26 protein-coding genes are annotated in these 26386 nt (G+C 55.2%); 12 read left to right on the forward strand and 14 right to left on the reverse strand.

Annotated elements, in window-relative coordinates; all coding sequences use genetic code 11:
* Positions 1-21: 21 nt before the first annotated feature.
* The 5 genes from NIZ92_RS02685 (at position 22) to NIZ92_RS02705 (ending at position 6122) form a co-directional block, all read left to right on the forward strand.
* Positions 22-615 (forward strand): malonic semialdehyde reductase, encoded by a 594-nt coding sequence (locus NIZ92_RS02685; RefSeq protein ID WP_254002660.1) that lies wholly within the window; start codon positions 22-24, stop codon positions 613-615.
* A 48-nt stretch (positions 616-663) separates the two neighbouring features.
* Positions 664-3027: an FAD-dependent monooxygenase gene (locus NIZ92_RS02690; protein ID WP_254002661.1), complete on the forward strand. Its 2364-nt coding sequence runs from the start codon at positions 664-666 to the stop codon at positions 3025-3027.
* A 44-nt stretch (positions 3028-3071) separates the two neighbouring features.
* Positions 3072-3923 (forward strand): fumarylacetoacetate hydrolase family protein, encoded by an 852-nt coding sequence (locus tag NIZ92_RS02695; RefSeq protein ID WP_254002662.1) that lies wholly within the window; start codon positions 3072-3074, stop codon positions 3921-3923.
* Between the two features lie 38 nt (positions 3924-3961).
* Positions 3962-5101, forward strand: coding sequence for a zinc-binding dehydrogenase (locus NIZ92_RS02700; protein WP_035271292.1), 1140 nt, complete (start codon positions 3962-3964; stop codon positions 5099-5101).
* 76 nt (positions 5102-5177) lie between these two features.
* Positions 5178-6122, forward strand: a complete 945-nt coding sequence (locus tag NIZ92_RS02705; RefSeq protein ID WP_254002663.1) for an alpha/beta fold hydrolase — start codon at positions 5178-5180, stop codon at positions 6120-6122.
* A 270-nt stretch (positions 6123-6392) separates the two neighbouring features.
* On the opposite strand, the gene NIZ92_RS02710 is transcribed toward NIZ92_RS02705, so the two are convergent.
* The gene (locus tag NIZ92_RS02710; protein ID WP_152602605.1) at positions 6393-6707 is read right to left on the reverse strand and encodes a hypothetical protein; all 315 of its coding nucleotides are present in this window, start codon (positions 6705-6707) and stop codon (positions 6393-6395) included.
* A gap of 556 nt (positions 6708-7263) precedes the next feature.
* Here NIZ92_RS02710 and NIZ92_RS02715 point away from each other — a divergent pair.
* Entirely contained in the window at positions 7264-8301 is a 1038-nt protein-coding gene (locus NIZ92_RS02715) for a DUF72 domain-containing protein (protein ID WP_254002664.1), read from the forward strand.
* A gap of 102 nt (positions 8302-8403) precedes the next feature.
* Here the strand turns inward: NIZ92_RS02715 and NIZ92_RS02720 are convergent, their stop codons facing one another.
* Positions 8404-9045, reverse strand: a complete 642-nt coding sequence (locus NIZ92_RS02720; protein ID WP_254002665.1) for a cysteine hydrolase family protein — start codon at positions 9043-9045, stop codon at positions 8404-8406.
* 285 nt (positions 9046-9330) lie between these two features.
* Here NIZ92_RS02720 and NIZ92_RS02725 point away from each other — a divergent pair, with 285 nt between their 5' ends.
* The 3 genes from NIZ92_RS02725 to NIZ92_RS02735 all read left to right on the forward strand — a co-directional run bounded on the left by NIZ92_RS02725 (position 9331) and on the right by NIZ92_RS02735 (position 11143).
* Positions 9331-10278, forward strand: a complete 948-nt coding sequence (locus NIZ92_RS02725) for a helix-turn-helix domain-containing protein (RefSeq protein ID WP_254002666.1) — start codon at positions 9331-9333, stop codon at positions 10276-10278.
* A 244-nt stretch (positions 10279-10522) separates the two neighbouring features.
* Complete coding sequence (locus NIZ92_RS02730) at positions 10523-10933, forward strand: hypothetical protein (RefSeq protein WP_251196521.1); 411 nt, start codon at positions 10523-10525, stop codon at positions 10931-10933.
* Positions 10934-11143 (forward strand): helix-turn-helix transcriptional regulator, encoded by a 210-nt coding sequence (locus tag NIZ92_RS02735; protein ID WP_060186256.1) that lies wholly within the window; start codon positions 10934-10936, stop codon positions 11141-11143.
* 129 nt (positions 11144-11272) lie between these two features.
* Here NIZ92_RS02735 and NIZ92_RS02740 read toward each other — a convergent pair whose 3' ends face one another.
* Positions 11273-12046, reverse strand: coding sequence for an SDR family oxidoreductase (locus NIZ92_RS02740; protein WP_060186257.1), 774 nt, complete (start codon positions 12044-12046; stop codon positions 11273-11275).
* A gap of 194 nt (positions 12047-12240) precedes the next feature.
* On the opposite strand from NIZ92_RS02740, the gene NIZ92_RS02745 reads away from it, so the two are divergent.
* Entirely contained in the window at positions 12241-13143 is a 903-nt protein-coding gene (locus NIZ92_RS02745) for a LysR family transcriptional regulator (RefSeq protein ID WP_009461145.1), read from the forward strand.
* 68 nt (positions 13144-13211) lie between these two features.
* The gene (locus NIZ92_RS02750) at positions 13212-13667 is read left to right on the forward strand and encodes a GNAT family N-acetyltransferase (protein ID WP_026485000.1); all 456 of its coding nucleotides are present in this window, start codon (positions 13212-13214) and stop codon (positions 13665-13667) included.
* On the opposite strand, the gene NIZ92_RS02755 is transcribed toward NIZ92_RS02750, so the two are convergent.
* On the reverse strand, positions 13668-14555 hold the full coding sequence (locus NIZ92_RS02755) for a LysR family transcriptional regulator (protein ID WP_301555093.1): 888 nt from the start codon (positions 14553-14555) through the stop codon (positions 13668-13670).
* 148 nt (positions 14556-14703) lie between these two features.
* Here NIZ92_RS02755 and NIZ92_RS02760 point away from each other — a divergent pair, with 148 nt between their 5' ends.
* The gene (locus tag NIZ92_RS02760) at positions 14704-15483 is read left to right on the forward strand and encodes a class I SAM-dependent methyltransferase (protein WP_083054190.1); all 780 of its coding nucleotides are present in this window, start codon (positions 14704-14706) and stop codon (positions 15481-15483) included.
* 75 nt (positions 15484-15558) lie between these two features.
* Here NIZ92_RS02760 and NIZ92_RS02765 read toward each other — a convergent pair whose 3' ends face one another.
* The 10 genes from NIZ92_RS02765 to NIZ92_RS02810 form a co-directional block, all read right to left on the reverse strand.
* Entirely contained in the window at positions 15559-16698 is a 1140-nt protein-coding gene (locus tag NIZ92_RS02765; RefSeq protein ID WP_035271275.1) for a calcium:proton antiporter, read from the reverse strand.
* Positions 16699-17009: 311 nt separating this feature from the next.
* On the reverse strand, positions 17010-17888 hold the full coding sequence (locus tag NIZ92_RS02770; RefSeq protein WP_035271274.1) for a DNA-binding response regulator: 879 nt from the start codon (positions 17886-17888) through the stop codon (positions 17010-17012).
* A gap of 692 nt (positions 17889-18580) precedes the next feature.
* On the reverse strand, positions 18581-19189 hold the full coding sequence (locus NIZ92_RS02775; protein ID WP_254002668.1) for a 2-hydroxychromene-2-carboxylate isomerase: 609 nt from the start codon (positions 19187-19189) through the stop codon (positions 18581-18583).
* On the reverse strand, positions 19186-20514 hold the full coding sequence (locus tag NIZ92_RS02780) for an MFS transporter (RefSeq protein ID WP_251196525.1): 1329 nt from the start codon (positions 20512-20514) through the stop codon (positions 19186-19188). The genes NIZ92_RS02775 and NIZ92_RS02780 overlap by 4 nt, the downstream gene beginning before the upstream one ends.
* Positions 20515-20553: 39 nt before the next feature.
* Positions 20554-21339: an aldolase gene (locus tag NIZ92_RS02785; protein WP_026485007.1), complete on the reverse strand. Its 786-nt coding sequence runs from the start codon at positions 21337-21339 to the stop codon at positions 20554-20556.
* Between the two features lie 179 nt (positions 21340-21518).
* Complete coding sequence (locus NIZ92_RS02790; protein ID WP_137430725.1) at positions 21519-21698, reverse strand: hypothetical protein; 180 nt, start codon at positions 21696-21698, stop codon at positions 21519-21521.
* 13 nt (positions 21699-21711) lie between these two features.
* Complete coding sequence (locus NIZ92_RS02795) at positions 21712-23121, reverse strand: GNAT family N-acetyltransferase (protein WP_254002669.1); 1410 nt, start codon at positions 23119-23121, stop codon at positions 21712-21714.
* 370 nt (positions 23122-23491) lie between these two features.
* A complete protein-coding gene (locus tag NIZ92_RS02800; protein WP_009461136.1) occupies positions 23492-24661 on the reverse strand; it encodes a YncE family protein in 1170 nt (389 codons plus the stop codon).
* Positions 24662-24792: 131 nt separating this feature from the next.
* Positions 24793-25266 carry a nucleoside deaminase gene (locus NIZ92_RS02805; protein ID WP_035271270.1) on the reverse strand — a complete coding sequence of 158 codons (474 nt, stop codon included), beginning with the start codon at positions 25264-25266 and terminating at the stop codon, positions 24793-24795.
* Positions 25267-25440: 174 nt separating this feature from the next.
* Positions 25441-26277, reverse strand: coding sequence for a bifunctional allantoicase/(S)-ureidoglycine aminohydrolase (locus NIZ92_RS02810; protein ID WP_254002670.1), 837 nt, complete (start codon positions 26275-26277; stop codon positions 25441-25443).
* Positions 26278-26386: the final 109 nt, after the last annotated feature.

The raw sequence follows: 26386 nt of genomic DNA on the forward strand, positions 1-26386 counted from the left end.
GTTTCCATAAGAGATATTGAGATGAATACATTGACGCCCGATTTCGCCGCAGACCAGTTATTTCTGGCAGCCCGTACGACAAACAAATTTCAGGACCGCGGGGTTGATGACGCTGTTCTTCGGCGCTTATACGATCTGTACAAATGGGGGCCAACGGCCATGAATACCCAACCGGCACGCGTGGTGTTTGTACGCTCTACCCAGGCCAAGACCCGTTTGGCCTCAACGCTGATGGAAGGCAATGTGGAAAAAACCATGCTCGCCCCCGTAACGGCCATTATTGCTCGGGACAGCCAGTTTTTTGAGCACTTGCCTGCCCAGTTTCCAGCGGTGCCTCATGCGCAGCAACTTTTCTCATCGAATGCCCAGTTGGCGCAGGACACTGCCGTGCGCAATACCACCTTGCAAGGTGCTTATTTGATTCTGGCTGCCCGTCTGGTGGGACTGGGGGCCGGGCCTATGAGCGGATTTGACCCGCAGGCACTGGATCGGGAGTTTTTTCCAGAAGGCCGATTCAAGTCCGACTTCCTGATTAATCTGGGTTATCCCGATCCAGCTGGTAATTACCCACGTGGTCCCAGGCTGTCGTTTGAAGATGCGGCACGTATTGTCTGACGGCGCTGGGTCCAATCATTTTTCAGTGTATTGATTGAGGTGGAGACAATGAGTATTTCTAATAATAAAAAGGTGGCAATCGTCGGTGGCGGCCCAGCAGGGCTGCTCACCGCGATTTTGCTGCGTGAACAAGGCATTCAGACCACGATTCTGGAGCGGGCTGAGGGTATTGCAGCATTGCCGCAAGCCCATGTGGTGAATACACGCACGTGCGAGATATTACGTGAGCTGGGTTTGTTTGAGCGCATGGCAGCAGCGGCGTCCAAGGAAGAGAGGATGAACTGTGTGACCTGGTCTTCCGAGCTGGCCGGTACCCGCTTTGGTTGTTTGCCCTTGCAAGGCAATGAGCAACAAAAGGCGTTTCGCCGTCAAGCCAGCCCGGTGCGTACCTTGAATATGGGCCAGCATATTTACGGCAAGATTTTGCTGGATCATTTACGGGGCTTGGGCGGGGATGTGCTGTTTCGACAGCAGGTGCTCGATGCTGTCGTAGATGGCATGAAGGCAGTGCTCTCTATTCAGGATAGTGAGGGGCACACAAGAAAAGAAAGTTTTGATTATGTACTGGCCTGTGACGGAGCCGGTAGCGTTGTGCGCCGGGCCTTGGGCATTGACATGATTGGTCCTCCTTCGATTGCTCGTTTTGCCACCTGTTATTTCAAAGGCGACTTGAATCGCTATTTAGGCAAGGACACGGGCCCGGTTCACTTTGTTGCCAACCCTGATGCGCCTGGAATCTTTGTTTCGTATGACCTGGACCAGACCTGGGCGTTTATGTGCGTGATGCCACCTGGTGCCGCGCGTGAAGCCTATTCGGGCGAAGTCATGCTGGAGCTGGCTCGCCGGGCCGTTGGCGATCCGGAGGTCAAATTGGAGCTGGTCAGTGTCAGTTCCTGGAACATGAGTGCGCAAGTGGCCACGCAGTTCCGCAAAGGGCCTTTTTTCCTGGTAGGTGATTCTGCTCATCGATTCCCGCCTACTGGTGGTTTGGGCTTGAATACAGGGGCCCAAGATGCTCATAACCTGGCTTGGAAGTTGGCAAAGGTAGTGCGTGGTGAGGCTGATGATGGTTTGCTGGATACCTATGAAACAGAGCGTTTGCCAGTAGCTGCCCGCAATTGTGCACATAGCGTCGCCAACTTTCAGAAGTTGCTGCAAGTGCAGGACGCTATTGAAGCCCCCTTTTTGATACCAGCTGATCCCGCTGTCGTGGAGCGGCCACCTACCCCCCGTCGCGATTTCGGCTTGAACAGCGGTTCCGAGCAAGCTAAGCAAAAGCAACGGCGGATTGATGTTGCCATTGCTGCCCAGCGCCCACATTTTGATGCCCTGGAGATAGAGATTGGTTATTGCTACGGGGAGCATGTCACCCACGATAGCGATACGGATTACGTGCCAGTACTGCAAGCTGGTACCCGTTTGCCACATGTATGGCTAGACACTGCCGAGCAGTCGCCACATTCCAGCCTGGATGCTTACGCCAAGCACCAATACACCTTGTTGTTGTGCGGTTTGCAGGCAGGGGAAACCGAGGGACAGAAAACGCTGGAGCAAGCCGGCATCGGTTTGGCGCATTTGTGTTCTTCGGCTTCTGGCCGGTCTGCTTCGCCAATATTTGCGTCGGGCAGTGCCGTCCTGGTGCGCCCTGATGGCCACGTCTTATGGCATGGACGTGCCGATGCCGAGAATTTTCACGAAGCCGCTCTTGAGGCGGTTCAGCAATATCCCAAGACTGGCGGCTCGGCGGCCGCTGCGGTTGGGGAGTTTGTCAACATGATGGAGAAAGCCATGAATTCAGATCAGTCTTGCTCGACAGCGGCTGGGCCCGCCACCAGCTCGGCAGGTATCAAACCCAAGAAATTGGCCCATGTAGTTCTGCGCTCCGATGAACGATATGAGCAAATGTGTGATTGGTATCAGGACTTGCTGAGCGCCTATGTTGCTCATCGAGACGGGATGACTTGCTTTATGACCTTTGACTCTGAGCACCACCGCTTGGCGGTGGTGCGTGTCCCCGGCATGGTTGATCGGCCGTCAGGTGTGGTGGGGCTGGAGCACATCGCCTTTACCTTTGAGACCCTGTCGGACCTGCTGGAAACGTACGATCGCTTAAAGGCTAAGGGCGTTGTTCCGATTTTAACTATCAACCATGGTCCAACCATGTCCATCTATTACGAAGACCCAGACCGTAACCGTGTCGAAATGCAGGTAGATAACCAGAAAACCATTGAAGAGTTCATGGCGTTCGTTAAGTCCGGGGCCATGGATACCAATCCGATTGGTCAAGTATTTGATGCAGATGCCATGTTGGCTAAATTGCGCGCCGGGACGCAGCAGGAAGTGTTGATGCGTTACCCCGTGCCGCCAGAGCCCGTTGATCCGGCCGTGATGGAAATCCTGCTTCGCAACTGATGTGTTGAGTGTTTAAGCACTGAACTCTTGATTATAGGAATGCTATGAAACTGGCAAGCTATCGATATAACGGCGTGGAGTCGTTCGGGATTGTGGTGGGTTCGTCTTTGATTGACTTGAAACGTCGTCTGGGTATCCCGGATCTGAAGACATTGCTAGGTATGGGTTTGCATTTGGCCCAGGCACATCAAGATGATGGGCCGGACTATCAGCTGGACGAGGTGGAGCTGCTTTCCCCTGTTACTAACCCAGGTCACATTATCGGCGTGGGACTGAATACCAAAAGCCATGCAAAGGAAGCGGCAGACTACTTCAAGGCGGAAATCCCTGAGCCCAAGTACCCCCGTTTGTTTCTTCGTGCCCCCTCCAGTCATGTGGCGCATGGGCAGGCTGTAGTCGTGCCCAAAGCCTCTCCAACGCTGGATTACGAAGGGGAGATGGCCATTATTATCGGCCGTGGCGGGCGCTATATCTCCAAGGAAAACGCCATGGAGCATATTGCCGGAATTGCTTGCTATAACGATGGCTCGGTTCGAGCGTATCAATTGCATTCCGAGCAGGTTACTGCGGGCAAGAATTTTTATCAGAGCGGCTCCTTCGGGCCGTGGTTGACGACCTTGGATGAAGTGGGGCCTGTCTCTGATCTGGTGTTGGAAACACGCGTGAATGGTGAGTTGCGGCAGCGTCTGACCATGGATGACTTGTACTTTGACTTCGCAAGTTTGATTGAGTACGTGTCACAACCTTTTTTGCTGGAGCCAGGTGATGTGATCATCATCGGGTCTTCAGCTGGGGTGGGGGCTTTTACTGGGCAGTACCTAGTTCCAGGTGATGAGTTGCTCATTTCGATTCCCACGGCAGGAACTCTACGTAACACCGTCATGGCAGAAGTCTGACGCTGTGGGGCTGAGGTTAATCGAACTACCGAGGTTGTATGAATAAGCAACGCACGTCTGGCTATCTTCAATTGCGCTCTCTGGTCAATGCGGATGCGCAACTGGAGTTGTTTCTGGCTCATGAGCCCGTTCCCGCCCCAGGGCCGGAGGAGGTTTTGATTCGGATTGACGCTGCCCCAGTCAATCCGTCTGATCTAGGGCTGTTATTTGCTGCCGCTGACATGAGCACAGTCCGGTTGGTAGAACGTGAAGGCTATCCATGCCTACTAGCCGATATCCCTGAGGCGGCCATGCCAGGTTTGCAAGGCAGGCTTGGGCAAGCGCTTGCGGTGGGCTATGAAGGCACAGGCATTGTGGTGGCAACGGGGCAGTCAGAACAGGCTCGTCAGTTGGATGGCAAGCGTGTGGCTGCGTTTGGAGGAGGCATGTATAGCCAATATGCTTGTGTTCCCGTACAGGCGTGTCTGGTTCTGCCAGACAGGACGACGGCACAGGAAGGAGCTTCGGCTTTTGTGAATCCTTTGACCTCGCTGGGCATGGTGGAAACCATGCGCAGTGAGGGGCATACCGCCTTGGTGCATACCGCAGCGGCGTCCAATCTTGGACAAATGTTGAATCGCATTTGTTTGGAGGATGGTGTGGGGCTGGTCAATATCGTACGCAAGCCTGAACAGGCCGATTTATTGCGTGCTCAAGGGGCTGTGCATGTATGCGATTCCAGCTCGGACACGTTTAACGATGACTTGATCCAGGCCATTACCGCGACGGGGGCTACGTTGGCCTTTGATGCGACAGGAGGGGGCACCCTGGCCGGGCAGATCCTCGGTGCCATGGAGTCTGTCTTGTCGCGTGCGGGTGGGCAGTACAGCCGCTACGGTTCTACGACGCACAAGCAGGTTTACCTCTATGGCGGCCTGGAAAGTGGCCCGACTCGCTTTGAGCGTAATTTCGGTATGGCGTGGGGAATGGGCGGCTGGGTTTTGTGGGCGTTTTTACGCAGGATGGGGCCACAAGGGGTTGCACGGCTTAAAGAGCGCATTGTGGCCGGACTGACCACGACGTTTCACAGCCACTACTCCCAAGCGATTTCTATGGTTGAGCTTTTGCAGCCCGAGACGATTGCTTTGTGCAACCGGCGTGGTACTGGCGAAAAATTTCTTCTTTTCCCCAACGGCTAGGTGGCCCTGCAGCCCTGAGTTGGGGGCAGGGGGAGTCGGGGACTGCCTTTGTATGATCGTTTTTTAAGGAAAAAGTGTGAGTGAATTAAGTCATCACTATATCGAGGTTAATCGCGTTCGCCTGCACTATGTAGAGGCAGGAAGCGGGCCCGCCGTTATTTTTTGTCATGGATTTCCGGAGCTTTGGTATAGCTGGCGTCATCAACTGCCTGCGCTGGCCAAGACGGGTTATCGTGCTATCGCCCTGGATATGCGTGGGCATGGAGAGTCAGAGGCTCCTGCGGAGGTGGGTAGTTATGGTGTTATGCAGACCGTGGGTGATGTCATCGGTTTGATGGATGCGTTGGGGATTGAGAAGGCCGTCATGGTGGGGCACGATGCTGGCACCTCTACGGCTTATCACACGGCCTTGATGCGTCCAGATCGTGTGCGTGGCGTAATGGGGTTGTCTGTCCCTTATATCCCTCGCGGTGATTTGAGCATTTTGGAGGCCTTTGAGGGCGCTGTTCCACCTGGCTTCTATATGCAATATTTTCAGGCCCCAGGCGTAGCGGACCACGACCTGGAGCGGGACGTGAAGCGAAGCTTACGCCGCTTGATTTACGCAAACTCGGGGTTGAACCCTCAAGCGCCTTTTCTGATGCTTGTTCCCGGCGGTGGTACCTTGGTAGATACCTTGCCCGAGCCAGAAGATGCGATGAGCTTTCTGTCAGAAGATGATCTGGATGTTTACGCGGCCGCCTATAAGCGCTCGGGTTTTCGCGGTGGTTTGAACGGGTATCGTGTCTTTCAGCGTAACTGGGAAGATACGGCAGCATGGAATGGCATGGCTTTACCGGTTCCTGCAGCATATGTCGGTGGGAATCTGGACACTGTATTGCAATTCCCCGGGTTTCGTGAAGCTGCGCAAGCAATGGGACAAGCGATATTTTTAGATGGGGCCGGGCATTGGATTCAAACGGAACGCGCGCAAGAGGTGAATACAGCTTTGTTATCGTTCTTGGACTCTCTTGCTAAATAATGGCGGATGAACGGAGCAGACACACGTCATGTTGGCTGCTAAGGGGAGCATGGTGCTCCCCTATTCTCGGGATCGTTTGCTTGTGATGCAAACCCCTCTCATTTCTTTTTACCTCTTTAAGGCTGTGGCTCTTAGGCTAGTTCTGGTCTATCTCCTGGCAGTTGCTGGTTTTCACTCCTCGGATGCCAAGCGCACTGCCTTTACAACACGCTCCGCAAGCTCCTGCTTTTCCAGTTGTGGATAGGCCTGTTTCAACTTCCCGGAAACGTGTCAGCTGTTTCCTATCAGAGAGCGGATGACCCGACTGGTGTCTTGATCAGGTATTTCAAGCACTTTTTTCAGCTTTTCCTGGGCGCGTTGGAAGATAACCAGACTGCGAGCTTCTTCGGCCATTCCACCATGGACGGCATGTGTCACGACTTGCGCCGTGTACAGCACATGCTCCGTCAAATGAGGATAGCGCCAGGCGAACTGTACGTTGGCATAGTCATCAAAAATAAAATTGCGCTGGGTGCCATCTTCGTAGGCCGTCAGCTTGCCAAAGTGAGAAGAGCTTGCGTAACGCCCCATAGACGGGTGTGACAATAGTAATTTCGTTTGTTCTAGAGCTTTAAAAAAAACATGAATATAGTGATAAAGCCAGGATTTCGTCGAAAATAATAAAAATCGAGTTTGCTACAAGATGATTCGGACTCTGTGAATCCTGACAAGCTGGAAGGTTTCTGATGGCGACACGATTTGCCAAGCATTCGGACCTTGAGGGGCACTTGGGCTTCAGTGCGAGCGTTTTTTATGCTCTCTTCTGACCTGCAATTAGCCTCGGGGGGAAATATCCTCAAAATACGTTTTTTCTGGTTTTGGAGGATGCGGCCCCTGGCTCATGGGGGAGCGGGTCATTCGGCGCGCACCACCTTTGCTGGAGTTGGATCGGGTCTTACAGGCTGCGCGTGCCTTGGAGGACGGGACGGAAAGCAAGCAGAGTCTGCAGTGCTTGCTTGGGCAAGGAACATCTTTGGGCGGGGCTCGCCCAAAATCTACTGTTCGTGATACGGATGGCCGCGATGCCATTCATGCTTATACGGATCTGGTGGATTTTGAGCCGGCATTTGCTTAACTTCATTCCCATGGCACTATACCCAGCATGCAAGAAGATCTTTTCGGCGATGCCATTCCCCAGCCACCCGCCTCAAAGCCCGCTGCTCCTTCCCGACGCAAAATCACCAAAGTCAGCCTTGCTGCTTCCGCGCTGGAGCTAAGCGATCTGGCCGCTCAGCTTCCTGAAACCTTGCGTTTCGGTGTCTCCACCTGGTCCTACCCCGGTTGGGAAGGCTTGATCTGGGATGGCGAGTACGAGTCGAGCATCTTGTCCAAACACGGCTTGGAGGCCTATCACCAGCATCCCTTGATGCGCACCGTCTGTGTGGATCGCACCTTCTGGCGTCCTTTGACGGTCACGCAGTATTCCGCCTATGCCGCTCAGGTTGATGAAGATTTCCGCTTCGTTGTGAAATGTCCTTCCATGATTACGGATGCCCAAGTTCGTGATGAGCAGGGCAAGGTACGCAAATCTAATCCGGACTTTCTGGATATTCGTCTGGCTGTAGAGCAGTTCGTGCAGCCTGCAGTCGAGGGCTTGTGTGCCAAGTTGGGCGTCTTGGTCTTCCAGTTAAGCCCTCTGTCCTGGGGCTGGTTGAATCGTCCGGCAGAGTTGTTCGACAAGTTGGGGCAGATGCTGGCAGCGGCGCGTGAGGCTTTGCCGCAAGGCTCACAGGTGGTGCTTGCGGTAGAGGTAAGAGATCCAGAGCTGTTGACTCAACATCTTGTCGATACGCTCAAGGCCAATGGCGCGACATTTTGTCTGGGGCTGCATGGCAAGATGCCGCCGATTGAGGAGCAACTGCCTGTCTTGCGCGCCTTGTGGCCGGGACCCTTGGTGTGTCGCTGGAACTTGAACCGGGAGTTTGGTGCTTATGGCTATGCCGATGCTCAAAAAAAGCATACCCCCTTCGATGCCATTGTCAGCGAGGACGTGCATACCCGCACTGTGCTGGCGCGCACGATTCGCGGGATCACGGGGGCAGGGCAGGCGGCGTACGTGACGATCAGCAATGATGCGGAAGGCTGTGCACCGCTCTCCATCCAGCGATTGGCGCAGCTGATAGCGGCGCAAGATAAGTAAAAATGAGCCTTGTGAACTGAGCTCTAACAATTGGATAGCTCACAAGGCCTGCCTGGGTCCTTCACGTCCTGACGCCTTAAGGTATGCGGGCTCTGACCGTGCTCATACTTCTTGCCTGGTTTTCTGAATCAGCTCTTGCGTCGTCATGACATGCGCGGTGGATACTGCCAGCACCCCCAAGGTGACGCGGTGTACTTCTTCAGCCGGAATCGCCCCAAAGCCCATATCCGGGTAGTTGTAGGTGCCTGTGGCATCAGAGATAAAGGCCACTTTGTAGCCATGGAACATGGCATCGCGAGCCGTAGCGTGGCAGCAGTTTTCAGTGGTCACGCCGGTGATGACAACGGTGTCGATCTTGCGAGTACGCAAGATGATGTCCAGGTCGGTGCCAAAGAACGCGCTGTAACGGTGTTTCTTTATGACGACTTCGTCCCCCTGTGGGGCTACTTCGGGGTAGATATCAACGCCCGCTGTCTCATCTACCAGCCCCACCTGGTTTTGAATCGGAGGGTAAATCTCTCCGAACAGGCCCATATCGCAGCCGTTGCGGCGGTGGGCGTGGGCGGTGAAGATCACTTCCATGCCAGTTTGGCGAGCGTGGCCCAGCAGTTTTTGCAGGCGGGGCATCAACTCCATGCCCATGGGTGTTTCCAGTGGGGCGCCGGGTGCGATGAAGTCGTTCTGCATGTCGATCACAATGACCGCCGTGCTGCTGGGGTTGATTTGATCAATCTGAATAGCCATTTCATTCTCCTTTGGTTTGCTCACGGCCGGGCGACTGTGTATTTGGTATTGCCGCTGCCGGTGTCATAGACGCTTGTAGAGTAGGAGGGTGGCGCAGTTTTGGCTTGGCTGCCACTGCCAGTTTTACGTTTTTTTTGACTGTGCCTGCCATCCTGGACAGTACACGGGCAGGGAGCTGAGGCTTGGTATTTTCAGGGCTTGTCTGTCTTTGGGTAATGGACGTAATCTTGTTGAAAAACGATTAATCCATCGGTGCAGATAGCCCCGATTATGGAGACTGAACCTATGACAGCGATCATAGCGGTCAAGCCCGGAGACAGCTTTGAGCACTGGCACGAGGTCACTTGCAGGCAGTTTTCACAGACCGAGTGCAGCCAGATTGCCCGGCCCCAGTTTCAGGCGCGGGTCACCCTCACTAGTTTTGGTGGTTTGGGCCTGAGCAGCATCTGGTCTGCCACCCCTCAGGGGGAGGCGATACGGGTGAGCAGACGGCAGGCCGATATCCGTAAAGATCAGCGCGACTGTTTCATGCTGTGGCTCATGCTGGATGGTCATATTCAACTGAGCCAGGACGGACGCTACGTCAGCCTGGGAACAGGGGATCTGGTACTTCAGGATCAATCTCGGCCTTTTGATCTGGAGCTGGGCTCTTTGGCTCACGCGGCCATGGTCATGATTCCCCGCCCCTTATTGGCATCGCGCTTGCCCTCGGTGGGCAATCTGGCAGCGCGTCGTATTGCAGCCAACTCGCGTCTGGGGCCGATGGCTGGCGCCTTGGTCAAGCAACTGCTTGGTATGGGGGAGGCAGCAGCGGACGGTATGGATCAGCGTGTGACGGCTTCTGTGCTGGATATCTTCTCCGCGGTATTCGAGTCTGACGCTCCTGCGCTTTCTCGGGGCACTCGTCAGGAGCGGCGGCTGGAGCAGGTTCAGGCTTATATGCGTGCACATTTGCATGAGGATACGCTGGATGTGGACCAGATTGCCCGTGCTTCGTCCATGGCGACTCGCACTCTGTATCGGCTCTTTGCGCTTGAAGCGACCACACCCATGCAATGGCTGTGGGAGCAGCGTTTGATCCAGAGCTACCGTTTGCTGGAGGGCGGGAAACCTAAACGGGTGACCGAAGTGGCCATGGCCTGTGGCTTCAAGGACCTCTCTCATTTCAGCCGTCTATTTCAGGCGCGGTTTGGGCAATCTCCCTCGACGCTAGGCTACACGGGCAGGTCTTGAACTTTGCCTGTTCAAGTGGCTTTATATCCAGGCTGCGTGTTGGGGGGTAGCAACGCGCGCAGGTGCCAGCTGCAAATCTCGTTTTTATGGTCAGAACGTGTAGGCCCAAATAGACCAGCCAGCCAATCGGAATGCTTGCTGGTCGACTGGCTCTATATTCAAAAATGTAAAGTAAACATTACTTATTGACAAGTAGTTTTGACTTCTATAAAGTCAGGTTTACTTTACATTCAGGTGCTTAACCATGCTTGCCAACAGTAATTCCCCCTCTGCGCCGTCACCAGGTCGCAGCTATCTGATTCGCACTTTGCTCTTTATGGGCGTGTATATCCTGGTCAATGCCTTGACCATTCTGGGGCTGTTCGACAGCCTGCTCGGTCGGCCTGTTGGTTGGCTGATTGCCATAGCCGTCGCCTTGCCTGTGGCCGGACAAGTCTGGGCCACCTTGCGCTTGATGGCGAAAAGCGATGAGTTCGTGCGGGTGATCGTGGCCAAGTGTTTTGTGCTGGCCTCAGGCGCAACCTTGACCTTGTGGACCGCCTGGGGCTTTGGGGAAACCTACGCCGCTGCGCCCCATATTCCTGCCTGGCTGATTTACCCCTTCTTTTGGGCGGTGTTCGCTCTAGTTTCACCCTTTGTCCGGACTAGCGATTAAATGAAAAATCGATTGCGTGTATTGCGGGCCGAGGCGAACTGGACGCAGGCAGATTTGGCGGAGCGCTTGGGGGTGTCCCGGCAGGCGGTCAATGCGCTGGAAACGGGCAAACATGCACCGTCCCTGGATTTGGCATTCAAGATTAGTGCCTTGTTCGAGCAGACCGTAGAAGATATTTTCGAGAACCCGTATCAGGAATCTCGGGCTTGAACGCGGTTACGTTCTGGCTGGCATTCCCACTTGTGGATGCCTTTTGGACATCCATGCGCAGGTATTGAGAAAAGCCAGTGCTCAAGCCCGAAGCAGTGATCTTGCAGGCTCAGACACTGGCTTGCCTTCTTACTTGGTGGTGTAACCACCGTTGATCAGAATGGTCTGGCCGGTAATCCACCAGCCGTCACTGACCAGATGACGGATAAAGGGCACGACATCTTCAATGTCCGTCAGCCCGGTCTTGGAGTAGGGGGACAGGGCGGCCGCGGTCTTGTGATAGGCTACGGCATCCTCCCCCTCGGCTGGATAGAAGAAGGGCGTATCCATAGGACCAGGGCCCACCGCCGTGACGGAAATACCGCGTGCGCCATATTCTTTGGCGGCGGCGCGGGTGTAGTGTTCTACCGGCGCTTTGGTGCCGGCATACGCGGCGTAAAAGGGGGTGAAGGCACCCAGCAGGGATGTGACCAGGGTGCAGACTTTACCATTGTCCTGTACGTGTTTGCCGGCTTCTTTCAGGAAGAAAAAAGCAGTTTTGGAGTTGATGTCGCTCATCTCCTCGTACTCGGCTTCACTCACTTCGGTCAGTGGCTTTTTCAGTACTTTGCCCACCGTGTTGATGGCGATATCAGGGCGGCCAATTGCGGCGACGGTATCGCTAAACAGTTTTTCCATGGCACTGGCCGAACGCAAGTCGGCCTGGAAGGCGACGGCTTGTGCACCAGTTGCCTGGATGGCTTTGACGGTGGCTTCGGCATCCGCTTTGGAGCTGTCGCTGTTGTAGTGAATGGCAATGGCGCGCGCTCCTTGCTCTGCCAGGTCGCGGGCGATCAGGCCGCCCAGATTCTTTGCCCCGCCTGCAATCAGAACGGTTTTACCTTTGATGCTGTGCTTTGCCATGATGACTCCTTGCTAGTGTGGGCTGCGGGCTGCAAGCCTTTTCGTTTTTTCATGATATAAGTCGCTGAAATTGTTTAAATCATCTAGTTCTGACATCATTTGTCTGAAAAAACGAACAATACGCACCGCCGCTTGAGTCAACCGGGTCTAGCAGTTCTGCCCGTGTTTTTGCTGCTGCTTATCGGGAGAAAGCTATGGACCGCATTGACCTGTTTCGCATCTTTACGCGGGTCGTGGAGTGTGCCAATTTCACCCGCGCGGCGGATACCTTGGGTATGCCGCGCTCTTCGGTGTCGGCCGCCATTCAGGAGCTGGAAGGGCGAGTGGGGGCTCGCCTGTTGAATCGCACCACGCGCAAAGTCACAGTCACGCAAGATGGTGCGGCGTTTTACGAGCGCTGTCTGCGCGTGATTGCCGATGTGCAGGAAACCGAAAACCTGTTTCGCCAAGCCAGTGTGGGGCCTAGTGGCACGATCAAGGTGGATGTGCCGGGGCGGGTAGGCCGCCTGATTGTGGCACCTGCGCTGCCGGAGTTTCTGGAGCGCTATCCGCATGTCCATGTGCATCTGGGCGTGACGGACCGCGAGGTGAATCTGATTGAGGAGCAGGTGGATTGTGTGCTGCGAGTGGGACCCCTAAGTGATTCGGGCCTGATCGCCAGAAAAATGGGCAGCTTGCCCTTGATCAATGTAGCCAGCCCCGCTTATCTTGCCCGTTATGGCATGCCCCAGACGCCAACGGATCTGGAAAACCATCAAGTGGTGCGTTATGCCTCGCCCACCAGCGAGCGTGTGGCTCCTTGGGAGTGGATGGAGCACGACAAGCGTCAGGTGCTGGATCTGCCAGGTCGTGTGACGGTGAATAATGCCGAGGCCTATATCGCCTGCTGTCTGTCCGGCTTGGGGCTAATTCAGATCCCTGCTTACGATGTGCAGGCGCATTTGCAATCAGGTGAATTGGTGGAGGTACTACCGGATCACCGTGCCGCTCCCATGCCCATGTCCTTGCTGTATTTGCATCGCCAACACTTGTCGCGTCGTTTTCAGGTGTTTGCGGATTGGCTGGAAAATTTGTTGCGTCATTCCGCCTTGGAATGAGGCTGGTCTCGAACGTTTTTGTCTGGGGCTGCTCCAAGCTGCAGCGGACAACTCAAAACGGGGTAGCGATGGAAATCAGAAGAATTCGTGCGACGGACTGGGACTGGATACAGCAATGGTTCCAGGACGAGGACTTGAACCGCGAGTTGGGGCCACTGGATCAGGAGTGGCTGGAGCACGTGTTGAACCAAAGCGATGGCGTCCAGCTGGTTGCCGAGCAGAACGGTCAGCCCATTGGTTTGATTGGGTGTGCCTGGGGAGATGGGCGAAATCTGCCACATGCAATTACCGATATTGCCGTTGCGCCGCCATTACGCGGCAATGGTCAGGCCGGAGCCATGCTGGAAGCGGTATTGGCTTGGCCGGGCCATCCCCCATGTCGTAAATGGGTGGCTTTTGTGTTCCCGGAAAACCAGCGTGCCTGCCGCTTTTTTACGCGCTTGGGGTGGGAACACGTGGACTTTGCCGATGGTATGAACGAGTTCGAGTACAAGAGCTCGGGCTCAGGGCCGGATCAATGCTGATCAGGCCGGTTCCAGCAAGCTGATCATGCGGCCCAAGGGGGAGTCGCTAGGGGTGGGGCGGTACGCCAGTGTCAACGGAATCGTGAAGGCATGGGGGCCTGTCAAGGGTCGATAGCAGACACTTTGATTCAGTACGAATTGCATGGAACGCGGCAGTATGGATATGCCTTTTCCCGCTGCCACCATCGTGATGGCCGAGAGCAATCTGGGCACTTCTTCCACCACTTTGGGCATGAAGCCGGCCGACTGAAAGGCGGCAAGCAGGCGGTCCTGGACACCGGGGCCATTCGCTTGGCGATACATCACAAAGGGCTGGTTTTGCAGTTCCTCCAGATAAATTCCGTCTCGGCTTTCTGCCAGGGGATGCTGCAGGGGCAGGGCAACGACGGTGTGTTCTTCACTTAGGACAATGGCACGTAGTTCGGGATAGCGGTCTATATCTGCGCGGACAAAGGCGGCGTCCAGTCGTTGCGCCTGAACTTCATCCAGTAGCGTGCGGGTGGTCTTTTCGTCCACGCTCATCTCAATCAGCGGATAGCGCTGGCTAAATTCTTTCAGCAACCGCGGCACCTGCTCGTGGATGGCGGCAGAGCTGGTATAGCCAAGGCTGATACGTCCTGACTCCCCACGGGCACTTTTGCGTACCCGCTCCACGGCTTCGTCGGCCTGGGCGAGGAGACGCCTGGCCTCTTCCAGAAACAGTTTGCCAGCCGTATTGAGCTGGATGCGGCGTGGGCTGCGGTCGAACAGTTGTACTTTCAGCTCGCGCTCCAGGTCCTGGATTTGCTGGCTGAGTGGTGGTTGCTGTATGCCCAACCGCGCAGCGGCGCGAGTCATATGCTGCTCTTCAGCGACGGCCACAAAGTACCTGAGATGTCTAAGCTCCATAAGCGTTTAAATGATATGTAAAAAGTATCAAAAAAATATTAACAATATATTTTACATTCTAATTAGTGATCACTAAGATTTATATAGTTAAAGATGCAGCCCGATCGGAGCCTTGGCTTGTTGAGTTTGGCTGTTGTAAGGAATACCCATGGCTATCAATTTTCATGATCAAAAGAATCGTAAAACCTACGCCACTCGTGAGGCGGACGGCTCCTGGGCGCAAGCTATCGAGACTCTGATTAGCCCGGTCGGTTTGCGTGTTGCCGATATAGGCTGCGGCGGCGGGATTTATTCCTCGGCCTTTCTGGATCAGGGCGCGAGTAGCGTGGTGGGTGTGGATTTTTCCCAGGCCATGATTTCCGGCGCTCAAGAACGCAATGCTGGACGGGCGGGGATTGAGTTCCGCCTGGGGAATGCGACGGCGACTGGCTTGCCTTCAGAGAGTGTGGACCTGGTTTTTCAGCGCGCTTTGATTCATCACCTGGCAGGCTATGAAGTCTGTTTTGCCGAGGCCAAGCGTTTGCTGGTTCCCGATGGCGCTTTGCTGGTGCAAGACCGGACGGCGGCGGATGTGCAGCAGCCTGCTTCGGCCTCTCATTTGCGAGGCTACTTCTTTGAATGTTTCCCACGCTTGTTGGAGGTGGAGCTAAAACGCCGTCCTGAAACGTCTAAGGTGCAGGCAGCGATGCAGGCTGCCGGCTTTGTGGCTCTGCAATCCAGCACTGTGTGGGAAGACAGGCGCTACTACAACAGCTTTGAGGAATATGCTCAGGAGCTGGCCCAGCGTACCGGACGCTCTATCTTGCATGAGCTGAGCGATATTGAGCTGCAAGAACTGATCGACTATATCCGTGCCCGAGTTCCTGTGAATCAGTTTTTTGTTGAGCGTGATTGCTGGACTTTGTGGTTAGGCAAGCGGGGCAGTTAAGAGGGCGCTCTGCATTTTTGTATTCTGAGCGATAGAGAAAGAAAAGCCGGTGCAAGACCGGCTTTTCTTGTGGCATCAGGGATAAAACAGCAGCAGCCCGAATACCGCGAAAACCATCAGGTGCATATAGCCTTGAATAGGTGAGGTTCGCTTGCCGCTAAAGCTCAAGATACTGAGCAGCGCCGTGATCAGAAACAACACGATTTCCATATTGCTGATGCCCATAATCACTTGCTTGCCGGTGATCAGACCAATCATCAGCACCACCGGCACAGTCAGCCCCACGGTAGAGACGAAGGCACCCAGACACAGATTGATGGCGCGCTGCATTTCATTATTCATGGCCGCCTTGATCGCAGTGATGGACTCCGGGGTGAATACGATAATTGCGATCAGTACACCGCCGACGGCAACGGGGGCGCCCGAGGCGGCGATACCGTAGTCCGTCACAATGGCCAGATCGTGTGCCAACAGGACGATAGGCAGGATCAGGGCGATCAGCACCAGACTGCGTATCAGCATCGCGCGAGTCGCCTGGGGATCACGCGGTGTGGGTGTCGTATCGTCAGTGCTTTGAATCGCCTGATTGGGCTGCACATAGTCATGGCGGTGACTGCCCATTTGCAGATACAGAAAGATGGCATAGACCAGGCCCGTCAGAACCGAAATGCCAATGGCCTGGGTGGTGCTGAACTCGCCCGCATTGCTGGTGTAGTTGGGCAGAATCAGGCCCACACTGGTCAGCAAGACGATCATGGACAAGTAGGTATTGGTGCCTTGGCGATTGAACTCCTGATCGCCATTGCGCGCTGCGCCGGCAATCAGACACAGGCCGGTGATCAGGTTCAGGATGATCATCATCACGGCGTAGATCGAGTCCCGACCTATGGTGGGAAAGTCGCCCGGCCCCAGCAGTACCGAGGCAATCAGGATAACTTCGATCAGCACAATGGACAGGGTCAGGATCAGGGTGCCGTAGGGCTCGCCCAGTTGGTGGGCCAGGTGGTCGGCTTCACGGACCACACCAAACGAGGCCGCCAGGATGGTCACGAATAGCACCAGAAAGACGATGGCCGCCGTGGTGCCGTTCAGGGAGTCTCCCAGCCATTGCCCGCCGAAAATCATGAACAGGACAACAATGGACCAGGAACCGAGCAGACGCAGCCAGGTGATGGGAGTAATGAGTTGAGTTGAGGGTGATGCAGGGTGGGCCATCGTGGATGCTCCGCCAAAGAGGTAGGGCCGTCCCTGTACTGAAAAGGCAGATCCAGGTCGTCCCGGATCTGTTTTGAATTGAACTATTCAAGTAGCCACGATTTTATCACCTTGCCCCCTGGCGGCAAGTGCGGACCCTCTGAAACCGGATTTGTGTGGCGTGCAGCCATCTTTTTCTGTATCTGGCCACGGTGGAGGCGTGAAGGGCGGGTTCCTTTATCACCTTCCTGGCATTGTTTCGTTCGGCTGTTTTATTTTTGTGTGAGTCTGGCGCGAGTCTCCTGTGGACCTTGTTCTTTTCCTGTTGCTATTTACGGCGGACACCATCCAGATGAGAAAACAGGTGGGCCCATGGAGCGAATACATGGTGTGTTTTCTGTATAGGGTTTGTTCTTCTCCATAGCTTGGCGGAATTTTCCGGGAGACACTCCCGCATACGTTTTGAATGCGGTAGAGAAATTGGCCGGGCTGGAAAATCCTAAATCGGTTGCAATCACATCAATTTTCAAGGCCGTAGTCTTCAGCAAATACTCGGCCCGATACATACGCTGCAATCGGATATAACTGCTCACACTTAGGCCAAAATTACGCTGAAATATATTCATGATTTTTCGACGTGAAATCTTGAACATATCGCACAGTTCTTTTTGACTGGGTGGCGCACCCAGATTGGCATCAATGGTTTTCTGAATGGCATGGATCAGCATGCTGGTTTCGGCTGTCGTGCTGGGCCGCTGGCTTGGCATCTTGCCCGGTACAAGTGCAGGCGCCATCTGCTTGGGGCAGCGCAAGGGCACGTTGATACGTTCTTTGACTTCATCGACCGCATACGGATTGCCAATGTAATCAACCGCACCAGCCTTTAGAAAAGTGACGCATTCATCGCTGCTGCCATCCATGCGTGAATCCAGAATGATGATGGGGATTTGAGCCGTGGCTTTTAATCCTTGCAACATATGGGTCAAGGACAAAGCGTCTATCCCCGTCAATTGCTTATCCATCAGGATAAGCTCGGGTAGCGTTAATTGGGCCTTGGTATATCCTTGCACTCCGTCAGCAGCAACAGAAACCCGAAAAGCACCAGCCAGCAGGGCTTGAAGAAGTTGTTCGTGCTGTCGAGTGTTATTGGAGATCAGCAGAATCCTGATTTTTTGATCTGGCTGATACTTTATAGTGGCGTATTTGTTCAATATAAAGCCCCGCGCCCTTCTTCTGACGAAGACGGCTACCTTTACTGGCATTGCTCAAGTAGCCAATTTCCTCAGAATACAGACTCAATGAATAGATAAAATCTATCGATATGATTCGTACGGCAGACATAACATTCTGTATCAATGGAAAAAGTAAATTTTCAAAATTGCTCATTGCATTTCATTTTTGGCAGGCGGCATGCCGAAAGCCCGAAACTCGGGCCTTAAGGCGGACCCAAAAGTCCAATTTCAGGAATGCTACGCTGGCGTATCGGTGAATTTTCCTGGCAGGAAAAGGCGTGATTCTACGGCTTTTACCTCTGAATAAAGGACTATGTCCAGGCAGGCCAGCCGCGGTTTTGCCCGCACTAGTGTGCATCTGGATGAGGCCGTCCGGGGAAGATTGTGAGGCTCTTTGGGTGACGATTTGTTCAAGCAGCAAGCGCAGCCCGTAGCGAGGCGTTTATTTGCCGCTTTTTTGTTGGATTTTGACCAAGCACGGATGCTCGCCGTTGATGACTGTTATGGCTATTAGAGCGATTGCGGGATAGACCGTTTGAATCATTTTGATGGCTTGGGGGCAGGGCTTGAGCCTGCGAACCAAGCTGTAAACAAGTAGAGCGGGGCAAGGTAGATAAACCTTGCCCCGCCCTTGTTTTAAAAACAGTCAGGTTTGGTGTCGGGGTTGTGCTTCAAGCTGGCGCAGGATGCAGGGCGATGGCTTCGTCCAGCATGTCCAGCCTGTCCTGACCCCAGAACAGTTCGCCCTGATACACATAGGAGGGCGAACCGAAGACACCGGCTTTAATGGCCTCTTCGGTGTGGGCTTGATACTGCGCCTGCATCAGCGGTGCCTGTTTCAGCCAGTAGTCTGCATCCAGCTGCTGTGCTTGCAGGATTCGAGCCAGTTGCGTGGGGTCAGCAATGTTCTGCTCCTCGCACCATTGTGCCCGCAAAATGGCTTTGTACAGATCCAGTACCGGCAGACCAGCCTGATTGATAGCAATAACCAGGGTGGAGGCCAGCGTGGCGTCTGGGCACATGAAGCGCGGTGTGGGATTTACCTGTATGCCCAATTTGCGACACCAGCGTTTAAGCTCTGCAAGGCGATAAGCCTGACGTTCTGGTGAGCGCTGTCCCAGCAGGACACCGCCTGTACGTGCATAGACTTGCGGCAAGTCCACGGGTTTGTAGTGGATAGGGATGCCATGCTTGCGAGCAATCGCTTCCAGTCTGTCGGCTCCCAGGTAGGCCCAGTCCGAATTCATCCAGAAGTAGTAGTGAATACCGGCTGCGTTCATGTGCGTACCTTTCGGTTGGATAGGGCGGGAAGGGAGAAGTGCGTCGGCCCATGCATGAACCAGGTACTGGCAAAAGCAATCAGACCCAGCGCGCTCAGGTACCAGACGATGTAGTCGGGTTGACCGTCGCCATAGGCCAGCAGGGAGGTCGCCACCAAGGGAGCTAGGCCGCCACCGATGGCACCGGATACCTGCACGGCAATGGAGATGCCGCTGTACCGCACTTCAGGTGGAAATTGCGTGGAAAACAGGCCACCTTGCGGGCCATACAGCGCGGCATACACCAGCCCAATCGCAATCACCAAAGCCAGGGTGATGGTCCTGGAATCCAGGCTGCCCAGCATGGAAAAGAAGGTGGAGGAGAATGCCAGCATGCAGATCGTGCCTGCCATAAAGACCCATTTGAAGCCGATTCGGTCGCCCAATACGCCAAACAGGGGCATGGTGAACAAGGCTGCAAAGGCACCCCAGACGGTGGCATCCAGCATGACGCTGCGCTCTACTCCCAAGGTGGTGGTGGCGTAAGCCAGGGCAAAGGTCACCACGGTGTAGAACCAGGTCACTTCTGCCAGACGGCCTCCCACGACCAGCAGGACTTCGCGTGGGTAATGACGCAGAACTTCCAGAGCAGGAATTGGAACCTGTTTGCCCTTTTTGCTCATTTGCTCGAAGTCGGGGGATTCGGCCACTTTGGCGCGTATCCACCAACCCACCAGCAGCAGGGCGACGCTGGCTAGAAAGGGCAGGCGCCAACCCCAGGACAGCATGTCTTCCTCAGGCAAGCTGGCGACGGCTCCCATAGCCAGGGAAGACAGGATCAGGCCGGGGGCTACCCCTGTTTGCGGCAAGCTGCCAAAAAAACCCTTTTTGCCTTCCGGGGCATGTTCAACCGCCATCAACACGGCCCCGCCCCATTCTCCGCCTACTGCGATACCTTGCAGAAAGCGCATCAGCACCAGCAGCACAGCGGCCCAGTAGCCAATGCTTTCATAAGAGGGAATCAGGCCGATCAGGATGGTGGGGATTCCCATTAGAAAGAGCGTGATCAGTAGCATGGATTTTCGGCCCAGCTTGTCGCCAAAATGGCCGAAAACAAATCCTCCTAAAGGACGGGCGAAAAAGCCCACAGAGTAGGTGGCAAAGGCCGCCAGCGTGCCCGTAATCGGGTCAAAGGCGGGGAAAAAGATCTTGTTGAAAATCAGTGCGGCAGCGGTGCCGTACAGGAAAAAGTCATACCACTCTATGGTGGTTCCCATCATGCTGGCCAAGCCAGCGGTAACGTACTGGCGCGACGAACGCGCCTGTCCATTGTTAGGCATCGTCATGGCGACCTCCTGGTGGAAGCGGGGTATTGGTTGCGGGCGTCAGCGAGTTTTAGTTAAGGGCGCAATGCCTTGGGTCTGACGGGACCAGTAGTCAAAGGTAGCGTTAACAATGGAGGGCTTGAGCAGATAGTCGTGCGCTTCGGCCGCCAAGGTATCGTCCACAGGGGTAAGTGGGCCAAAGGCCGCTTGTGCACGCACTTGCAGACGTGCGGCGCGTTCCAGATACACCGACAGGTAAGTGGCTTCCTGGCAGCTTTTACCTGCGGTCAGATAACCGTGGTGGGCCAGAATAATGGCACGCTTGTCACCCAGGGCTTTGGAGATGATGACGCCTTCCTGATCGGCAATGGGCACGCCAGGCCATTCGCCCAAAAATGCACAGTCATTGTGCAGAGGCGTCATGTCCATTTGCGAAATCACCAAGGGCTGGCGGGCGGTGGCCAATACCGTGGCCCAGGGCGAGTGTGTATGGATGATGGAATTGACGTCGGGGCGAGCTTCGTAGACCCACAGGTGAAAGCGGGTGGCCGGGTTGGCCATGCCTTCGCCGCTAAGGGTATTCAAGTCGCGGTCAACTTCAATGAAGTCTTCGGGGGTGGCTTCGTCAAAACCCAGACCAAAGCGCAAGGTCCAATACGCACCGGGGCGCTCGGAACGGACGCTGATCTGGCCGGCCAAACCAGCTTCCTGCTCGGTCATGGCCAGGATGCGGCAGGCAAATGCCATGGTTTCGCGGGTGTCGCGTTGCACTTGCTGCAGATGAGTGGCCATCTCTTTGGTGGCGCGTTCATCAAAATAGGATTTGTCTCTGAGTGGGGTATCCATGTGCTTGTCTCCTTTGGTAGGCCTCGTCGATCCTTGTGCCGACGATGGGATTCATTGTCTTGATTTACATCAAGAGGAGCTATGCGCGCTGGCTCATAGCTCCTATTCCATTTGCTTGGGGCCTTATCAAGGAGACGAGCCCGGCAGTGGGGCCGGGCCGGGAGACAAGCGCTAGGGCATTAGCCCTGGCGCCAGCGGGAGCGCTCGCGGCGTCGCGAGCGGGACCAAGGATGCTGCACCTTATGCGGCTGTGGCCGGGGGTCGGGTGGATGTCGCGTGTCATTGCTTTCCACGGGATTGGAGTCCGGTTTAGGCGAGTCCAGAAAGACATTGATGGAACAATCGCAATCGAGGTACATGGACAGTCCTTTGTCAACGTGAAGAAAGGGGAGGCGGTACGCAGGCTCCGTTCCGGACCTGAGTGTCTCCCGAAAAAAACGTGTCGTAGCTGTCTTGCAGGGCATGCAGGATCATTTCGGGGTAATGGTCATGCTCGGTGGGCAGATGCAATTGCAGCTGTGCCAGATGCTCGTTGTCCTGCTGCCCGCCCCACTGCTTGTGATAGTGGCCGTGCTGATAGCCGCGCAGTTGGCGCAAGCGGTTCAGGGCATTCTTGCCCGCGTAGGAGTGGTAGAGCGTGTCCAGTGTCAGACCACAAAGAGCAGCCAGTTGGGCAAAGCCGCTGAAATCGAACTGGCGTGTCTCCAGAACGCGCAAGGTAAAGCGTTCCAGAGCCGTCATGATGGCCGTAGAGTCGCTGGCGGTGGCTGATGCGTGCTGGAGCTGATCCAGTGCGGTGGCGGCTTCTTGCTCGCTCAGCGCATCGTTGGCACGCAGTACATCGCACAGACCAAAATGCAGGATGTCGATCAGCTCCAGTTGGAGTTGCGGCAGATTGCGCTCGCTATGCTGCCACCACTTCCAGTCCAGGTAATCGGCCAGCTCCGCACATTCCACCCAGATCGCCCGGTAGTAGTCCTGCTTGGCCACTCGCCAGTTCGGATCAATCAGCTGATTCAGCTCGGTTTGCAGGGCCAGCATTTGCTTTAAGCGGCGGGCTCCGGGACCAGCTGGAGCGACAGTTATTGGCTGCCCCAAACGATGTTTCTGACGACCTTGATCGTCAAAGTTTTCAGGTGCCAGCCAGGCCTGGAAATTCGCTTTCAGGGCTGGCCAGTCCTGGTCGGTAATGGAGAACCAGGCTGTATCGCGCGAGCGGCCCTTGTACACAATCGCCTGACGGAAGATACCTTCATAACGAAAGCCCAATCGTCGTGCAGCGGCTTGGGAGGGGGCATTGTGTGTGTCGCACTTCCATTCGTAGCGACGGTAGCCCAGTCCATCAATTGCATAAGCCATCAACAGGTAGTGGGCTTCGGTGGCCATACGGGTTTGTTTCAGAGCGGGCGACCAGGCTACAAAGCCCACTTCAATGCAGCCGTTTTGTGGGTCGATTCGCATCAGGGACAAGGTGCCCAATGCGCGACCCGTGGTTTGTTCGACGACGGCGTAATGCACGGCATTGCTGGCCTGGCTGATGGTTTGCAGGTGCTGGTCGAACTGTGCGCGGTTGTTAAAGGGGCCTACAGACAAATAGGTCCAGTCGCGGCCATCGCTGGCGTTGCTGTAGGCCTCGTACAGGCTGTCGCCATGTTGTTCCGGGTTCACGGCTTCCAGACGGCAGTATTTGCCGTGCAGAACGCAGCGTGCTGGCTGCGGGCGGGCCTGCCAATGAGGGAGCGAGGGGCCAATAGGCTGGTGATACGCGTTCAGCTGAACCATGACTTGTCTTCAATAGAAAACGCTCCAGAAATGCCAATCTGTGGCACAGCTGGAGGCGGGAAAGGGAGTGTGGGGCCGGGAGACAAGGGGCGTCTTGCTAGGCCACTAATTGATTCAATTGAGCAAGTGGCCGGTTGCAGCAATCCGCTTTGCTGCTTGTTTCCAGACCGCATTGCTAAAACAGCGTTGAAACGCCCAAGAGCCAGCGATGGCGGGCCTTGGCTTAGAGCTTGAACAGCGGACAAAACTATCCTGCGGCCAAGGCACAGATGAGGGGCAGGCCGCCTGGCAGACCAAAGTGGCAGGTACAAAAAAAGCCGAGCTGCCTTGTGGGCAGTCTCGGCTTGGGACCAGGCTTTAAGCCAGGGGCTTAGAGCTGATTCAGGTTCAGACGCAGAACGCTGTCCTTGGCACCTTTCAGGTAGTGCGGGCTCTTGTCGCCATGAGGGATTTTGATAGTGACAAAAGCGGTCTGGCCGTCAGCGCTCAGCGTGACGCTGTTGGGGTGCACAGGGGCGCTGATACGGTGTTTAACAGCCAAGGTGTTGGCATCCAGAATGGTGACCGAACCGGTACCGGCTGGTGTTTCACGATCCACGCCACGGTTGGTAGCGATCAGCTCTTTGCGAGCGTCGTTGTACACGATATCCAGCAGCCCCAGACCCACTTCAGCCGTGTTTTCCACTTTGCCGGAGCTGGTGTCGAACTGGTAGATCTTGCCGGTATTGGCGTCAGCACCAAACAGTTTCTTGCCATCCGCGCTCAGGGCGATGTTCACGAAGAAGTGGCGGGAATCTTCACGTTTATCGCTTTTTGCATCGCCAGTGGTGAAGCGCTGTTCGATAGCGCCGGTGGCCGGGTTGATGACGGCAATTTCATCCTTGCCGCCGTGGCCCACGAACAGACGCTTGGTGTTGGCATCGTAGGCCGCGCCAGCAGGCCACAAGCCCACATTATCGATATTGTGCAGGATACGACCGTCGGCGCCATCCACAATCCATACGCGACCCCCTTCGGAGGGATTGGTCACGAAGATGCGGTTGTCTTGCTCGTCAATAACGACTTTACGGGTGTGTTCCCAGCCGCCCTTGTCTTCTTTTTGACCCAGTTGGATCAGTTGCTTGACGGTGCCATTCAGGCTGTTGATTGCCAGCAGCGAGCCGTCCAAGGTGTTGCCCACGTACAGAGTGTGAGTTTTCTGGTTCAGGCCCAGTGCAAAGGCACGGCGCGGCAATTGGATCAGCTGCGATTCACGCAGCGTGTCCTGGTCCAGAACGTGCAGGAAGCCAGCAGCACGGTCTTCAAACAAAGGAGTAGCAGCAACAAACAACTGCTTGCTGTCCTTGGCGGCCAGAATTTCGTAGGCGCCATCAATGGTGTCCTGACGGAAAGTGACCTGTGCCTGAGGCGCAGTCGCATTAAAGGACGATGTTTGGCCCGCTTGTTGCGATTGCGGTGCAGTCTGGCATGCACTGAGCAGCAAAGCGCCCATTACGGAGGCAACAATCATTTTTAAAGAGGCTGGGCGGGACGCAATCATGTATTTCCTTTGGGATTCAATAAATGAGAATCGTTACTATAACTGCTCTGTTTTATAAACTTTTCTGACTTGTCTGTCTATGTAAATACGCAAAACCCTGCTTGATGGCAGGGTTTTGAATGGTCTTTGTTTTAGTCCTGGTTGGAGCCTTGCCCAAACCGGGCTTGCCAGGCTTCATACACTTTGCGTTTTTCAGGCAAGGGCAGGTGCTCCATTTTCACGCCCTGTTTGCCAAAGTCCTGCTGCATTTTTTTGTAGAAGGATTCGGTGGACCAGCCAAAGGGTTCGCCTTCCTCATCGTCGGCGCAATACACCACGCGCTCCACGCCCGAGGCGATCATGGCGGCCATGCACATGGGGCAGGGGATGCCGCTGGCATACATGGTGCTGCCTGCATGGCTGCTGCTTTTCACGTTCTGGCTGGCAGTACGCAGCGCCTGGATCTCAGCGTGCGCGGTGGGGTCATGGGCAATGTAGGTCTCATTAACCCCTTCGGCCAGAACTTGACCATCGCGCACCAGCACTGCGCCAAAGGGCTGACCGCCGCGGGCGACATTCTCTTCGGCGATCTGGATGGAGCGCAGCAGATAGTGTTTATCGTTCATGTTTTTCTCCTGTAGAGAAGCAAGGTTGGAATGAGCCTTGGAACCAGAGTCTCTATTTGTGCCGTGTGGGACCCCTGCGGGCACAGGCGGCATCAGGGGGACGCGTTCCGGTTTGGCGTGTTTGTAATGCAAAACAGCCGCTGACGGGCAGCGGCTGTTCTGTTTCAGACCATATTAGCGAGTGCCGCCAAGTGTCAGATTGGCATGACGGTTTACGTCTTTGTACAGCAAGTAGCGGAAACGGCCTGGTCCGCCTGCGTAGCAAGCCTGCGGGCAGAAAGCGCGCAGCCACATGAAGTCACCGGCTTCCACTTCAACCCAGTCCTGGTTCAGACGGTACACCGCCTTACCTTCCAGAACGTACAGGCCGTGTTCCATCACGTGCGTTTCAGCGAAGGGGATCACGCCACCGGGTTCAAAGTTCACGATGTTCACGTGCATGTCGTGACGCAGGTCGGACATGTCGGTGAAACGGGTGGTGCTCCAACGGCCTTCGGTGTCAGGCATGACGCCAGGTTTCACGTCTTTTTCGTTGGTCACAAAGGCTTCCGGTGCATCCAGGCCTTCCACGCGCTGGTAGCGCTTGCGAATCCAGTGGAAGTTGGCCAGCTCGCCCGTGCGGTTGTGCAAGGTCCAGTTGGTGGAAGGAGGAATAAAGGCATAGCCGCCTTCTTCCATGATGTGCTTGGTGCCTTCCAGAACCAGTTCCAGCTGGCCCTTGACGACAAAAATCACGCCTTCGGCCTCGGGGTCGGACTCAGGATTGTTGCTGCCACCCTGTGGGCCTACTTCCATGATGTATTGGGAGAAGGTCTCGGCAAAGCCGGACAGAGGACGTGCCAATACCCACAGACGGGTATTTTCCCAACCGGGCAGGAAGCTGGTCACGATGTCTTGCAGCACGCCTTTGGGCAGTACGGCATAGGCCTCGGTGAACATGGCGCGGTCCGTCAGCAACTGAGTCTGAGGAGGATGGCCACCTGGAGGGGCGTAGTAATTGACTTTGGACATGTTGATTCCCATTGAAATTCAGTAAGGAAAAATCTGTCGAACGGCACGGCGCAATCCCGGCGGCTGGCAAAAGGCACAGGCGGGATGTCGTTGTAATGCGCGGGACCAA

The organism is Alcaligenes sp. 1735tsa3, assembly GCF_024134565.1.
GTDB lineage: Bacteria > Pseudomonadota > Gammaproteobacteria > Burkholderiales > Burkholderiaceae_B > Alcaligenes > Alcaligenes phenolicus.